At 68.6% G+C, this 13881-nt stretch carries 12 protein-coding genes; 7 read left to right on the top strand and 5 right to left on the bottom strand.

Annotated features, from left to right (window positions below; genetic code table 11):
* Window positions 1-253: 253 nt before the first annotated feature.
* Window positions 254-988 carry a DUF4191 domain-containing protein gene (locus ABZ827_RS30335; protein ID WP_357244174.1) on the bottom strand — a complete coding sequence of 245 codons (735 nt, stop codon included), beginning with the start codon at window positions 986-988 and terminating at the stop codon, window positions 254-256.
* Window positions 989-1157: 169 nt separating this feature from the next.
* Between ABZ827_RS30335 and ABZ827_RS30330 the strand changes: the two genes are divergently transcribed.
* From ABZ827_RS30330 to ABZ827_RS30320, 3 genes are all read left to right on the top strand, one after another.
* Window positions 1158-2570 carry a M20/M25/M40 family metallo-hydrolase gene (locus tag ABZ827_RS30330; RefSeq protein ID WP_357244171.1) on the top strand — a complete coding sequence of 471 codons (1413 nt, stop codon included), beginning with the start codon at window positions 1158-1160 and terminating at the stop codon, window positions 2568-2570.
* A 162-nt stretch (window positions 2571-2732) separates the two neighbouring features.
* Window positions 2733-3602 carry a lysophospholipase gene (locus tag ABZ827_RS30325; protein WP_357244168.1) on the top strand — a complete coding sequence of 290 codons (870 nt, stop codon included), beginning with the start codon at window positions 2733-2735 and terminating at the stop codon, window positions 3600-3602.
* Window positions 3603-3679: 77 nt separating this feature from the next.
* Complete coding sequence (locus tag ABZ827_RS30320) at window positions 3680-3958, top strand: HPr family phosphocarrier protein (RefSeq protein WP_357244165.1); 279 nt, start codon at window positions 3680-3682, stop codon at window positions 3956-3958.
* Window positions 3959-3996: 38 nt separating this feature from the next.
* Here ABZ827_RS30320 and ABZ827_RS30315 read toward each other — a convergent pair whose 3' ends face one another.
* The 3 genes from ABZ827_RS30315 to ABZ827_RS30305 all read right to left on the bottom strand — a co-directional run bounded on the left by ABZ827_RS30315 (window position 3997) and on the right by ABZ827_RS30305 (window position 10002).
* The gene (locus ABZ827_RS30315; protein WP_357244163.1) at window positions 3997-7008 is read right to left on the bottom strand and encodes a bifunctional [glutamine synthetase] adenylyltransferase/[glutamine synthetase]-adenylyl-L-tyrosine phosphorylase; all 3012 of its coding nucleotides are present in this window, start codon (window positions 7006-7008) and stop codon (window positions 3997-3999) included.
* Between the two features lie 50 nt (window positions 7009-7058).
* Complete coding sequence (gene glnA, locus ABZ827_RS30310) at window positions 7059-8396, bottom strand: type I glutamate--ammonia ligase (protein ID WP_357244161.1); 1338 nt, start codon at window positions 8394-8396, stop codon at window positions 7059-7061.
* Window positions 8397-8460: 64 nt separating this feature from the next.
* Window positions 8461-10002, bottom strand: a complete 1542-nt coding sequence (locus ABZ827_RS30305) for an alpha/beta hydrolase (RefSeq protein ID WP_357244158.1) — start codon at window positions 10000-10002, stop codon at window positions 8461-8463.
* A 148-nt stretch (window positions 10003-10150) separates the two neighbouring features.
* Between ABZ827_RS30305 and panB the strand changes: the two genes are divergently transcribed.
* The 4 genes from panB to ABZ827_RS30285 all read left to right on the top strand — a co-directional run bounded on the left by panB (window position 10151) and on the right by ABZ827_RS30285 (window position 13429).
* On the top strand, window positions 10151-11023 hold the full coding sequence (gene panB, locus ABZ827_RS30300) for a 3-methyl-2-oxobutanoate hydroxymethyltransferase (protein ID WP_357244155.1): 873 nt from the start codon (window positions 10151-10153) through the stop codon (window positions 11021-11023).
* Between the two features lie 137 nt (window positions 11024-11160).
* Entirely contained in the window at window positions 11161-11586 is a 426-nt protein-coding gene (locus ABZ827_RS30295) for a hypothetical protein (RefSeq protein WP_357244153.1), read from the top strand.
* Complete coding sequence (gene pip / locus ABZ827_RS30290) at window positions 11586-12551, top strand: prolyl aminopeptidase (RefSeq protein WP_357244150.1); 966 nt, start codon at window positions 11586-11588, stop codon at window positions 12549-12551. The genes ABZ827_RS30295 and pip overlap by 1 nt, the downstream gene beginning before the upstream one ends.
* Entirely contained in the window at window positions 12548-13429 is an 882-nt protein-coding gene (locus tag ABZ827_RS30285; protein ID WP_357244147.1) for a CHAD domain-containing protein, read from the top strand. The genes pip and ABZ827_RS30285 overlap by 4 nt, the downstream gene beginning before the upstream one ends.
* 83 nt (window positions 13430-13512) lie before the next feature.
* Here ABZ827_RS30285 and ABZ827_RS30280 read toward each other — a convergent pair whose 3' ends face one another.
* The gene (locus ABZ827_RS30280; RefSeq protein WP_357244144.1) at window positions 13513-13845 is read right to left on the bottom strand and encodes a hypothetical protein; all 333 of its coding nucleotides are present in this window, start codon (window positions 13843-13845) and stop codon (window positions 13513-13515) included.
* Window positions 13846-13881 lie beyond the last annotated feature (36 nt).

The following is a 13881-nucleotide window of genomic DNA, read 5'->3' as shown; positions in this document are numbered from 1 at the left end:
GGTTCGGGGCCCGTCTCGTTCTGGAGCGACCAGAGCGAAGGAGCGCAGCGACTGAGCGCCGGGAGTGAAGAACGAGACCAAGGGGGCCCCGAACCACGCGACGCCGCAGGCGGCGCCAAAAGATACAGAACCTTCACGGACAGTCAACCTCGCCCCCGCAAACCTGTATCCGTCCGCATACACCCCCACCCCATTTCCCCGCATGCGGCGATCAGCCTGCGTAGTTCGGCCCCCCGCCGACCCGGCGCAAAACTTACCGTCGGCGGATGGTCCGCTGCATACCCCGCATCTTGGCGTTCGTCGGCATCGGCCCCTTCGGCATCGCCGGCCCCCCGCGCGCGCTCAGGGCGCTGAGCCGGCCCTCGATCTGGTCCATTCGTTTGGTGTCGATATTGCGAGGCAGTTTGGTCAGGTAGCGCTGCAGTTGTTTGAGCGGAACCTGCCCCTCGTCGTTACCGATCACCACGTCGTAGATGGGAGTATCACCCACCAGCCGGGCCGTGCGCTTCTTCTCCTGGGCGAGCAGCGACCGCACCCGCTGCGGCGAACCCTCCGCCACGAAGATCACGCCGGGCAGCCCGATGACCCGGTGCACCGCGTCGAGTTGGGTGGTGGCGGCGATACCGTTGCTGACCCGCCATTTGCCCTGCAGATTGTCCAGCACCCAGGCCGCCGCGCCGGCCTGTCCCTCGGCTTTGCCGTAGACAGTCTTCTGCACGCGCCGGCCGAAGATGATGAAGGCCAGCAGCACACCCAGCAGCAGGCCCAGCGGCAGCAGGAACCACTGCACATCGAAGATGAACCCGATCCCGAACAGCACCAGCGTGGTGACGAGCACCGTGCCGATCAGCAGCGGCAGCAGCAGTTTGTCTTCTTTGCGCTGCATCTGGAACGCCTGCCAGATCTGCTGACGACGTTCCTTCGACTGCTGTTTGCGCGCTGCTTTCGCCGCGGCCTTGGCCTCTTTGTCGGGCTTGCCTGCTGCCATGACTCCCAGAATAATGCCCGCGTCCCAGCCGTCCCGCCACGGGACGGGCAACCCGTCGGAGCCGGGCACCGACTACCTCCGCGGCGCACCACGGATCCCGGTCGGCGATGGCCCGCGTCTCGTGGGGTGTCCGGACTGCCGGAATTGCGGAAGCGAGGACAATACAGGGATGTCCACCAACGTCGAGTCCCGTCCGTCGCCCGGTGACCCGGTCGACGATGCCACCGCGGAACGGCTCGCGGTCGCGCTGCGCTGTGTCACCGTATCGCGGGAGGAGACGGACACGACCGATCCGGACAGCTCGCTCGACGCGGAGTTCAACCGACTCGGCGCGCACCTGGAACAGTCCTTCCCGCGGGTGCACGCGGAACTCGAGCTGGAGAAATTCGGCCACAGCAGGCTCTACACCTGGCGCGGCACCGACGACACCCGGACCGCGGCCGTACTGCTCGCGCATCAGGATGTGGTGCCCGCGGAGGACCTCGCGGGCTGGACCCATCCCCCTTTCGCAGGTGTGGTCGACCAGGAGTTCATCTGGGGTCGCGGCGCGATCGACGATAAGAGCCGGGTGCTGGCGATCCTGGAAGCAGCCGAATCCGCGCTGGCCGCCGGGCTGCGGCCGCGGCATACCGTCTACCTGGCCTTCGGCCATGACGAAGAGGTGTTCGGCGATGCGGGTGCGGTGCGGATGGCCGCCCGGTTACGCGAGCGCGGCGTCCGGGCGGAGCTGCTGCTCGACGAGGGCGGGGTGATCACCGACGGGATCGTCGACGATGTACGGGTGCCGGTGGCCACGATCATGCTGGGTGAGAAGGGTTACGCCACCGTCCGGTTGTCGGTATCGGAAACCGGCGGCCATTCGTCCATGCCGGGGCGGCAGACCGCGATCGGGCGGCTGGCCCGTGCGGTGAGCCGTATCCAGGACCATCCGATGCCGTTGCGGGTGACGCCGGTGGTCACCGATATGCTGGCCCGCCTGCGTCCGTATCTGCCCGCCACCAAACGCCGGCTGCTCGGTTTCGCCGGGGCGGCGGCGCCGGTGGTCGCCCGGATCATGGCCGCGACCCCGCAGACCGAGGCGCTGGTGCGCACCACCACCGCACCGACGGTGATCCGGGGCGGGGTGAAACCGAACGTTCTGCCGCAGCAGGCCGAGGCCCTGGTCAATTTCCGGATCCTGCCCGGGGATTCGGTGGATTCGGTGCTGGCGCACTGCCGCCGGACGGTGCGCGACAGCCGGGTGCGGATCGAGCTGGTGGGTATGTCCACCGAACCCTCAACCGGTACGCGCCCGGGGCCGCTGTTCGACATGATCGCCGATATCACCCGCCAGGTGGCGCCGGAGGTGGCCGTGACCACCGGCCTGGTGCCGGGCGCCACCGATTCCCGCCACTACGACGATCTGGCCGGGACCCGGTGCAATTTCGCGCCGATCCGGCTCACCGCGGCGGATCTGGAACGGATCCACGGAAACGACGAGCGCCTGTCCCGGGTGAACTACGCTCGGCTGATCGAGTTCAACCGGCGCCTGTTCACCGCGCTCGCCGAACCGGAGCAGACCGGAACGGGGCGGGGTCGTTGATCAGCCGGGGGGCTTCAGGAGCCGAGATGATGCGATACCTCCGCCGGCGCTTCGGCGGCCTCCGCGGACCACATATACCGGCTTCGAGGGATAACCGGTGATGCGATATCCGCTCCGCCGCGGTCCTCGCGGACCGCATGCATCCCCTGTGAGGAAGGGCCTATGACCGGCAACCAGGAAATACACACGCAGCGCGGGGAATTCGAGCACGCGGGTACGAAGCTCGCCCGGATGTCCTGGGTCCCGGCGGTTCCGGTGAGCGCGGTGATCGTGCTCGTGCACGGGGTCGCCGAACATGCGGGGCGGTACGAGTACGTCGGTCATACGCTGGCCGCCGCCGGTTTCACGGTCCACGCGCTCGATCATGTGGGGCACGGGAGGTCGGGGCGGATCGGCGCGCGGGCGAATCTCGGCTCGATCGATAATGCCGCGGACAATGTGGAGGCCCTGCTCGACCTCGCCCGCACCGAACACCCCGGGGTGCCCGCGTTCGTGATCGGCCATTCCATGGGCGCGCTGATCACCCTGTACCTGGCCACGCGCGCGCCGCTGGACGTCGCCGGTGTGGTGGTCTCGGCACCCCCACTGATCATCGATGCCGGGAATCCGGCGCAGCGACTGCTGGCACCTGTGCTCACCCGTCTGGCGCCGAACCTCGGTGTGCTGCAACTCGATTCGTCACAGATCAGTCGCGACCCGGCAGTGGTCACCGCCTATGACGACGATCCGCTGGTGTTCCGCGGGAAATTGCCCGCCCGCACGGCCACCGAGATCCTCACCGCGGCCGGGCAGGTACTCGACCGGCTGCCGCGGTTGCGCGTGCCCACGCTGGTACTGCACGGTACCGCCGACGCCATCGCGGCACCGGCGAGTACCGACCGGATCGAACAGCGTGCCGGGACCACCGATCTCACGGTCCGCCGGTACGAGGGGCTCTATCACGAGGTGTTCAACGAACCCGAGCGCGACGAGGTACTCGCCGACGTCATCGCCTGGCTCGAGGCGCGACTTCCGGTGGCCGGGGAACAGTGACAGGACCGGCCGTGAGCACGCTTCACCGCACCGGGCCGCGCGTCGACTGAACATCGAACAGTGCCGGAGGAGGGACTGTGTACGTCGAAGAATTCGGCTCACCCGGCACGCTGACCGCGGAAGCCGCCGAGGAACTGGCCGCGGGCGCCACCGGCTACACCGGCCGGATCACGGTCGCGGCCAACGAGCATGTGGTGAACCTGCCCGTACTGCCCTGGTGCTGGGCGGAACTGGGTATCGGGCCCGGTACCCGGGTAACCGTCACCGCCGACGGCGGCCACCGCCCACCCGATCTCGAAGACCGGCGGGCGCTCGACGTCCTGGTCGCCCGTTTCCGCGCATTGACCGGCACCTGACGGCACAGTCGATCCGCGGACCGCACGGCGGCGGTCGCCTAGACGCCGAACACCCGTTCCACCACCGCGCGCGCCCGCCGGGTGACCCGCAGGTAGTTGTCCAGGAACTCACCACCGTCGTCGCTGGGCCAGCCCGCAACCCGGGCGACCGCCGACAACGTACGCCCGGGGCCGGGCAGCTGATCGGTGGGTTTACCACGGACCAGGACCAGCGCGTTACGTGCCGCGGTGGCGGCGAGCCAGGACTGGCGCAGCAGTTCGGTGTCCTCGGCATCGAGCAATTCCGTGCGCTGGATGACATCGAGCGATTGCAGGGTCGAGGTGTTGTGCAGCGCCTCCACCTCGTGCGCGTGCCGCAATTGCAGCAGTTGCACGGTCCATTCGATATCGGCCAGCCCGCCGCGACCCAGCTTGGTATGAGTGGCGGGATCGGCGCCGCGGGGCAGCCGTTCGGAATCCACCCGGGCCTTGATCCGGCGGATTTCCCGCACCGCCTCGGCCGAGACGCCGCCGGACGGGTAACGCACCGGGTCGATGGTATGCAGGAACCGCAGGCCCAGCGCCTCGTCACCGGCGACCTGGTGCGCCCGCAGCAGGGCCTGGACCTCCCACGGCTGAGCCCATTGCCGGTAGTAGGCGTCGTAGGCGGCGAGGGTCCGCACGAGCGCACCGCTGCGGCCCTCGGGGCGTAATCCGGCGTCGACCTGCAGCGGCGGGTCGGTGCTGGGCGCACCGAGGAGTTTCTGCACCCGCTCGGCGATACTGTTCGCCCATTTCACCGCGACGTGTTCGTCCTCGCCCGGCCGGGGATCGCAGACGAACAGCACATCGGCGTCCGAGCCGTATCCCAGTTCCATCCCGCCCAGCCGGCCCATGCCGATCACCGCGAAATCCGCGGGCGCGGGCGCGCCCCGTTCGGCGGCACTGGCCCGGATAACAGCCCGCAGCGCGGCCTCGAGCACCGTCACCCACACCGATGACAGCGCCTCACAGACCCGCGGAACATCGAGCAGCCCCAGCAGATCCGCCGAGGCCACCCGGGCCAGTTCGTGCCGGCGCAGCGAACGCGCGGTGGCCACGGCACGTTTCGGGTCCTCATAGCGGTCGGCGGCGGTGAGGATCCCGCCCGCGACATCCGTGGTCTTCGGGCGTAACAGCAGCGGGCCCTCGGGTCCGTCGGCGAACATCCGGATGGTCTCGGGGGCGTTGATCAGCAGATCGGGCAGATACGCCGAGGAACCCAGCACCATCATCAGCCGCTGCCCCACCGCGCCCTCGTCGCGCAGTACCCGCAGATACCAGTCCTGATCGATCAGCCCTTCCGACACCCGCCGGTAGGCGAGCAGGCCCGCATCGGGGTCGGGGGTGTCGCCGAGCCAGGCCAGCAGTGTCGGCAGCAGCAGCGCCTGGATTCTGCCCTTCCGCGACACTCCGCTGGTGAGTGACCTCAGATGCCCCAGCGCGTGCTCGGGATCGGCGTAACCGAGCGCGGCGAGCTGGCGGACGGCGGCATCGGGCCCGAGCCGCAATGCCTCGGAATCGATACTGGCCACCGATTCCAGCAGCGGGCGGTAGAAGAGTTTGGTGTGCAGGCGCCGGATCCGGCTGGTGTGCCGGCGCAGATCCACCCGCAGCACTCCGGCGGCATCCCGTTTACCGTCGGGCCGGATATGCGCGGCCCGCGCCAGCCAGCGGATTCCCTCTTCGTCGTCGGCTGCCGGCAGGGTGTGGGTGCGTTTGAGCCGCCTCAGTTGCAGCCGGTGTTCGAGCAGACGCAGGAATTCGTAGGAGGCAGTCAGATTGGCGGCGTCCTCACGCCCCACATACCCGCGTGCGGATAGCGCGGCGAGCGCTTCCACGGTCCCCTGCACATGGAGCGCGGGGTCGACCCGGCCGTGGACGAGCTGCAGCAGCTGCACCGCGAACTCCACATCGCGCAGGCTGCCACTACCCAGTTTCAGCTCCCGCTCGCGCAGTTCCTCGGGAACCAGATCCTCCACCCGGCGCCGCATCGCCTGGACGTCGGGAACGAAATCCGGGCGTTCGGAGGCGGTCCACACCATTTCATCGGTCGCGGCGCGGTACTGCTCCCCCAGTTCCAGATCGCCGGTCATCGGACGTGCTTTCAGCAGCGCCTGGAATTCCCAGGTACGCGCCCAGCGCTGGTAGTAGGCCAGATGCGATTCGAGGGTGCGCACCAGCGCGCCGGCTTTTCCCTCGGGACGTAGCGCGGCATCCACCTCGAAGAACGCCGAACTGCCTACCGTCATCATCTCGGCGGCCAGACGGGTGGCGGTGGCGTCGGCGGGTTCGGCGACGAACACGATATCGACATCGCTGACGTAGTTGAGTTCGCACGCGCCGCTCTTACCCATCGCGATCACGGCCAGCCGGGCCGGACACGGTTCGTCGCGGCATACCCGCGCCACCGCGACCGACAGGGCGGTGGTGAGCGCGGCATCGGCGAGGGCCGTCAATTGCCGGCCTACCACCTCGTACGGGATGACCGGTTCGTTCTCCACGGTCGCGGCCAGGTCGACGGCGGCCAGCAGCATGAGCTGGTCGCGATAGCGTTTCCGCAGATCGGCCACCACTTCGGGCCCGGATTCGGCGGCCCGGAAGAGCATCGGACCGGCATTCGGCCCGGTCTCGGGTTCGGCGCCCACCACCGCGAGTAGGTCGGCGATCAACTCCTCGCGGGTGGGCAGTTCGGCCCGGCGCAACAACGTCCAAGCCCGCGGGTCGGCCACCAGGTGGTCACCGAACGCCGTCGAGGACCCGAGAAGCGCGAACAGCCGGCCGCGCAGCATTGTCTCGTTGCGGATCGCCGAATCGAGGGCGTCCCAATCGCTTTCGAGCGATTCCTGGATCCGGATCAGGGTGCTGAGCGCGAGATCGGCGTCCGGCGCACGCGAGAGCGACCACAGCACCGGGATACTCTCGACGTTGTCCCAGCCGAGGGTTTTCAGTGATTCTGCGGCCGTCGGCTCGAGCAATCCGAGCCGACCGGCCCCGGGGACGGCGGACCGGGCGGACGGGGGGCGGACCATGAGCCCAAGTTACCCACTCCGCGCCCGGATGTGCGCCGTACCCCCGCGGGTCAGAGGCCGAGGTACTCGCGCAGTTCGAACGGCGTCACCTGAGCCCGGTAGTCCGCCCACTCCCGGCGCTTGTTGCGCAGGAAGAAGTCGAAGACATGCTCGCCGAGCGTTTCGGCGACCAGTTCCGAGCGTTCCATCGCGTGCAGCGCCTCGTCCAGGGTGCCGGGCAGTTCCTTGAAGCCCATGGCGCGCCGTTCAGCGGCGGTCAGCGCCCAGACATCGTCCTCGGCCTCCGGCGGCAGCGTGTACCCCTTCTCGACACCGCGCAGGCCGGCGGCCAGCAGTACCGCGAAGGTCAGGTACGGGTTGCAGGCGGAATCAGGGCTACGGATCTCGACGCGCCGCGACGACGATTTGTTCGGGGTGTACATGGGCACCCGGACCAGCGCCGACCGGTTGGACCGGCCCCAGGAAGCCGCGGTCGGCGCTTCGCCACCGTGGATGAGTCGCTTGTAGGAGTTCACCCACTGGTTGGTGACCGCGCTGATCTCATGCGCGTGTTCCAGGATGCCGGCGATGAAGGCGCGCGCGGTCGCGGAGAGGTTGTTCGGATCGTCCGGATCGGAGAACGCGTTCGCCTCGCCCTCGAACAGGCTCATATGCGTATGCATGGCCGAGCCCGGGTACTGCGAGAACGGCTTGGGCATGAAGGTCGCGCGCACGCCCTCGTCGATGGCGACTTCCTTGATCAGGTACCGGAAGGTCATCACGTTATCGGCCATCGACAGCGCGTCCGCGTACCGCAGGTCGATCTCCTGCTGGCCGGGCGCGCCCTCGTGATGGCTGAACTCCACCGAGATACCCATCGATTCGAGGGCATCGATGGCGTGGCGCCGGAAGTTCGGCGCGGAATCGTGCACGGCCTGGTCGAAGAACCCACCGTTGTCGGCGGGGACCGGGGGGACACCGTCGGCCTGGTTCTTCAGCAGGAAGAACTCGATCTCCGGGTGCACATAGCAGGTGAACCCGACGTCACCGGCCTTGTTGAGCTGACGCCGCAGGACGTGGCGCGGATCGGCCCACGACGGCGAACCGTCGGGCATGGTGATATCGCAGAACATCCGGGCGGAATGCTGGTGTCCCTTGCTGGAGGCCCACGGCAGCACCTGGAAGGTGGACGGATCGGGCCGGGCTACCATATCGGCCTCGGAGATCCGCGCGAAACCTTCGATGGCCGAACCGTCGAAGCCGATGCCCTCTTCGAACGCCCCCTCGAGCTCGGCGGGCGCGATGGCGACGGACTTGAGATAGCCCAGCACGTCGGTGAACCAGAGACGCACGAAGCGGATGTCCCGCTCTTCGAGCGTCCGCAGCACGAATTCCTTCTGGCGATCCATGACCGCGAGAGTAGGCACCCGGCGTTAAATCCGTGTTACATGACGTTCTGTGCTGTGTGTCGGATCAACAGCGCAGGCCCTCGGGCGGAGATTTCAGGTCGACCAGATAGCTGACCACGGCATCGTCGACGCAGGCCGCGCCCCCGTTGAAAACGACCGTATGACTATCGCCCTCATGCGTGATCAGCGCGGCATCGAGCTGGCCGGCCAGGTCGACACCCGCCTGATAGGGCGTGGCCGGATCGCCCGTGGTGGACACCACCACGGTCTCCGGCAGGCCCGGCGCGGAGATCTCGTGCGGTTGGCTGGTGTTCGGTACCGGCCACCCCGCGCACAACTCCAGAGGTGCCGCGCCGGTACCGCGCCCGTCGTCCAGGAAGGGAGCCGCCGCGCGGTATTCGGCGTCCTGGCGGCCGGCCACCGCCCGGTCGGTGACCCGCGGATCGTCCACACAGCGGATCGCGTTGAAGGAATCGGTGAGATTGCTGTAGCTGCCGTCGTCGCGGCGGCCGTTGTACAGATCGGCGAGCTGCAGCAGCGTATCGCCGCGACCCTGGGCGAGTTCGGTCAGCCCGACGGTGAGGACCGGCCAGAAATCGGCACCGTAGAGGGTCTGCTGAACGCCGGTGATCGCATCGTCGTAGCTGAGCCCGCGGGGGTCGGTGGTGGCCGCCGGTTTATCCCACAGCGGGTCCACCAGGGCCCGGAAACGCGGGATCACCTGGGCGGGGTCGGTACCCAGCGGGCAGTCCGGCGCACGTACACAGTCCGCGGCGTAGGCGTCGAAGGCCTGCTGGAACCCGGCGGCCTGGCGCAGCGATTCGTCGACCGGGTCCTGGGCCGGATCGATGGCGCCGTCGAGCACCATCGCGCGCACATTCCCGGGAAACCTCTCCGCGTACGCCGCGCCGAGCCGGGTTCCATAGGAATAGCCGAGGTAGTTGAGCTTCGGATCGCCGAGCACCGCCCGGATGATGTCCATATCCTGGACGACCTCCCGCGTCCCGATATGCGCGAGCAGGTCGGGCCCCGTCCGTTCCATACACCGGTCGGCGTATTCACGGTTCTCGGTTTCGTCGGCGGCGATCCCCTCGGGTGTGTTCGGCTCCGGGTTCTCGGCCCGTTCGGCATCGGCTTCCGGCGGGGTCAGGCAGGCCACGGCGGGGGTGGACGCGCCGACACCGCGCGGATCGAAGCCCACCCGGTCGAATCGCTCCGCCACGGGGGTGCCACCGCCGATCGACACCGTGGAAAGCCCCGACATCCCCGGCCCGCCGGGATTGAGCAGTAGCGACCCGATCGGCGCGCCGGTGGCCCGCAGCCTCGACAGGGCCAGTTGCGCGGTCGGGCCGCCGGGGTCGGCGTAGTCGACCGGCACCTCGATGCGCGCGCACTGCGCGGCGGGCGGTAACCCTTCCCCCGGCTCCGTGTAGCCGGCGCAGGACCCCCATTCCGGGGCCTGGTTATAGAACCGGCTCAGTTCCGCGGGGACCGGCGCCGGCGCCGCGGCGGGGTCGCCTCCGTCGTCCGCGCATCCCGCAACGCAGACCACCACTACCGCCAGCACACCCGCCAGCACTCCGCACCCACTCCGCACCGCCGCCATGCTAGCGCTACCAGGCCCGACCCCCGGGGATGTGACCAACCGCACCAGGTCGCGGGCTTAGTTCCGGTTCGGGCGCGGGTGCACACTGGAAGGCGTCAACCGAACCCGGGGACCCGGCCAGGGCCTCGAGGAGACGAAAGGGACGATGATGTCCGAATCATCAGCCATGTCCGATTCCACTACGGAAACCCCCGCCTACGGAGCCACCGGTTCCGCGAAACCGGCCCGGCGGCCGACCCGCGTCCAGCATCTACAGCAGATGAAGGCGACGGGCGAACGCTGGGCCATGCTCACCGCCTACGACTACTCCACCGCGCGCCTCTTCGAGGAGGCGGGCATTCCGGTTCTGCTGATCGGCGATTCGGCCGCGAACGTGGTCTACGGGTACGACACCACCGTGCCGATCACCGTCGACGAGCTGATTCCGCTGGTCCGCGGCGTGGTGCGCGGCGCCCCGCACGCCCTGGTGGTGGCGGATCTGCCGTTCGGCACCTATGAGAGCTCCCCCGAACAGGCCCTCGCGACCGCCACCCGCTTCATGAAGGAAGGCGGCGCGCACGCGGTGAAGCTGGAGGGCGGCGAACGCGTCGCCGACCAGATCGCGCTGCTCACCGCCGCCGGTATCCCGGTGATGGCGCATATCGGGTTCACCCCGCAGAGCGTCAACACCCTCGGCGGGTTCCGGGTGCAGGGCCGCGGCGCCGGCGCCGAGGGCCTGCTCGCCGACGCGATCGCGGTCCAGTCGGCGGGCGCCTTCTCGGTGGTGATGGAGATGGTGCCGGCCGAGGTCGCCGGTCAGGTCACCCGCAAGCTCACCATCCCGACCGTCGGTATCGGCGCCGGTGCCGAATGCGACGCCCAGGTGCTGGTCTGGCAGGACATGGCCGGGTACACCAGCGGTAAGACCGCGAAGTTCGTGAAGCGGTTCGCCGCCGTCGGGGACGAACTGCGCACGGCAGCCACCACCTATGCCGAGGAAGTACGCCGCGGTACGTTCCCGGGCCCCGAGCACAGCTTCTGAGTCCCGCCCCCGCACCGGAGCGGCTTCCCGGTCCGGTGCGGGATGGCAAACTCGAAGTCGACTGTTTCGACTCGAGTGCAGAGGTACTGATGCGGCAACGCGCTTGGACAACCGCTTCGACAGCACGGGGCGCCCTGATGACGGCGGGAGTATGCGGGGCGGTGCTGCTGACCGCCTGCGGGGGCGTGCAGACCGGCTCCGGAACACCGGCTTCCTCCGAAACTTCCGAAACCAGCAGCTCGGCGGCAACCTCCACGAAGACGAGCACCAGCGCGGCACCGGCCACCCCGCTCGGGGTCACCGACAAGGCCGCGCAGAATCTCTGCGACATGATGCGGCCGGAGCTGTCCAACTGGCGGGTCCAGGGGCCGACACTGGGCCGGGTGGGCCTGAACCTGATGGTGCACGAATGGGCACTCACCAACGGCATCGGTAACGCCGCGGTACTCGCCGACAAGGGCGTCGTCGACCGGGCCACCACCGAAACCTGCCCCGATGTGCGGACCCAGGCCATCGAAGCGCTGGAGATACCCGATCTGGCCTCGGGGCTGGCGTCGCTGTGATGCGCCCGCTCTACCCACCGGTCGAACCCTACGACCACGGCATGCTCGAGGTGGGCGACGGCCAGTCGATCTACTGGGAGACCAGCGGGAACCCGGACGGGAAACCCGCGGTATTCCTGCACGGCGGCCCGGGTGGGGGCACGTCCGGATTGAACCGCCGCTATTTCGACCCCGGCCGCTACCGGATCGTGCTGCTGGATCAGCGGGGCTGCGGGCAATCCACCCCGCATATCGCCGAGGGCGCCGATCTGTCAGTGAACACCACCGCGCATCTGATCGCCGATATCGAGGCACTGCGGAGCGAACTCGGTATCGAACGGTGGCTCGTCTTCGGCGGCTCCTGGGGGTCGACGTTATCGCTGGCCTACGCACAGCAGTATCCCGAGCGGGTCACCGAACTGGTGCTGCGCGGGATATTCCTGCTGCGCCGCAAGGAGATCGACTGGTACTACAACGGCAGCGCCGGATATGTGTACCCGGATGAATGGGAGAAATTCCTCGCCCCGGTGCCGGTATCCGAACGCGACGGCGACCTTGTCGAGGCCTACCACCGGCTGCTGCACTCCGACGATCCGGAGACCGCCACGGCGGCCGCGGTCGCCTGGTCCACCTGGGAGGGCGCCACCAGTTCGCTGCGCCCCGACCCGCAGCGGGTGGCCGACAGCGGCGACCCGCGATTCGCGCTCGCTTTCGCCCGGATCGAGAACCACTATTTCCGCCACGGCGGTTTCCTGGACGAGGGGCAGCTGCTGCGCGATATCGATGCGATCGCCGATATTCCGGGGGTCATCGTGCAGGGCCGCCACGATATCGTCTGCCCGGCCGTGAGCGCCTGGGATCTGCACCGCACCTGGCCGAAATCGCGACTGCACATCGTCGACGACGCCGGGCATTCGGCCGCCGAACCCGGCATCGTCGATCGTCTCGTCGAGGCGACCGATACGTTCGCGGCGGTACCCCGATGAGCAAGAAGCACCACACCGCCGGCGTCGCGCTCACCGCCGCCCTGCGCGCCGATATCGAGCGATTGATCGAGACCGAACCGGAAGTCCGGGCCGACGCCGAGGATTCGGTGCACCAGATGCGCGTCGCGACCCGGCGGCTACGCAGCGTCCTGCGTTCCTACAAACGACTGCTCGACGCGGACGCGGCCGCCCGGATCCGCACCGAGCTCGCCTGGCTCGCCGGGATCCTCGGCGTCGCCCGGGACGCGGAGGTACGCGCCGCGCGATTCGCCGAACTACTGGAACGCTACGCCGAACCCGATTGCGCCGCACTGGAACCCACTCACGAAAGGCTGGTCCGGGCGGAGCGGGACAGGTACGCGGCCGCGCATTCCGATATCCTCACCGCCCTCGACAGCAAACGCTATCGGGCGGTCCGGCGCGAACTGAAGGGCTGGCGCACTGAACCACCGCTGACATCGTCGGTGAGCCGGACGCCCGCGACCGAGGTTTTCGACCGGGTCCTTCGCGCCGACCGCAAACGAGTGCGCCGCCTGGTCCGTGCCGAACCGACCGCGGCGCCGGCCGATCGCATCGAATTACTTCACGATATCCGCAAGAGCGCCAAGCGATTACGGTATTCCTGCGAAGCGGCCGCACCGGCCGTCGGCGATTGGGCGACCGATCTGGGCAAACGGGCGAAACACCTGCAGACGGTACTCGGTGATCACCGTGACGCGGTCGAATCGTATGACGCGCTACGCGCCCGGGCCGCCGAGGCGCACACCGCGGGCGAGGACACCGCACTGTACGAGACCCTGGCCGACGCCGAGGACACAGCGGCCGGCCGCTGCCTCGCCCACTACCCGGCGGCCGCGGCGGCCATCGATAAATCCTGAGCGGGTCACGGTGGATATACAGAGGGCGCGGGCCGGTACCGAGATCCGGTACCGGCCCGCGCCGCGAAAAAGGTTGCGTCCGTTTACTGCAACGCCAGCATCGACCCGTTCAGTTCGTGCAGCGGGCCGAATACGGTGAAAACCACCCGGCCGTTCGGCTGGTTCGAGGACACCGCCGCGGCCGCGTCCAGCGCCATACCGAACGACGGTGCCGACGGATGCGGTATACCCGCGAGGGTGTGCCCGAATTTACTGTTGTGCACCCACTGGGTATCCGAGTGACTGAGGTCCACCCGTACTCCACCGGGCAGCGGCGTTACCGCGACGGCACCGGCCGAGCCGGCGCCCACGGTAGCGAGAACAGATGCGGCCCCGGCGATAAGAGCTCCGGTTGCCAAGGTGCGTGCTACCCGCATATGTATTGTGACCCTGTCTTTGAGTGGTATGAATCG

The sequence above is a fragment of the Nocardia sp. NPDC019395 genome, assembly GCF_040632335.1.
Lineage (GTDB): Bacteria > Actinomycetota > Actinomycetes > Mycobacteriales > Mycobacteriaceae > Nocardia.
This window is presented reverse-complemented; position numbering and strand designations above follow the sequence as displayed.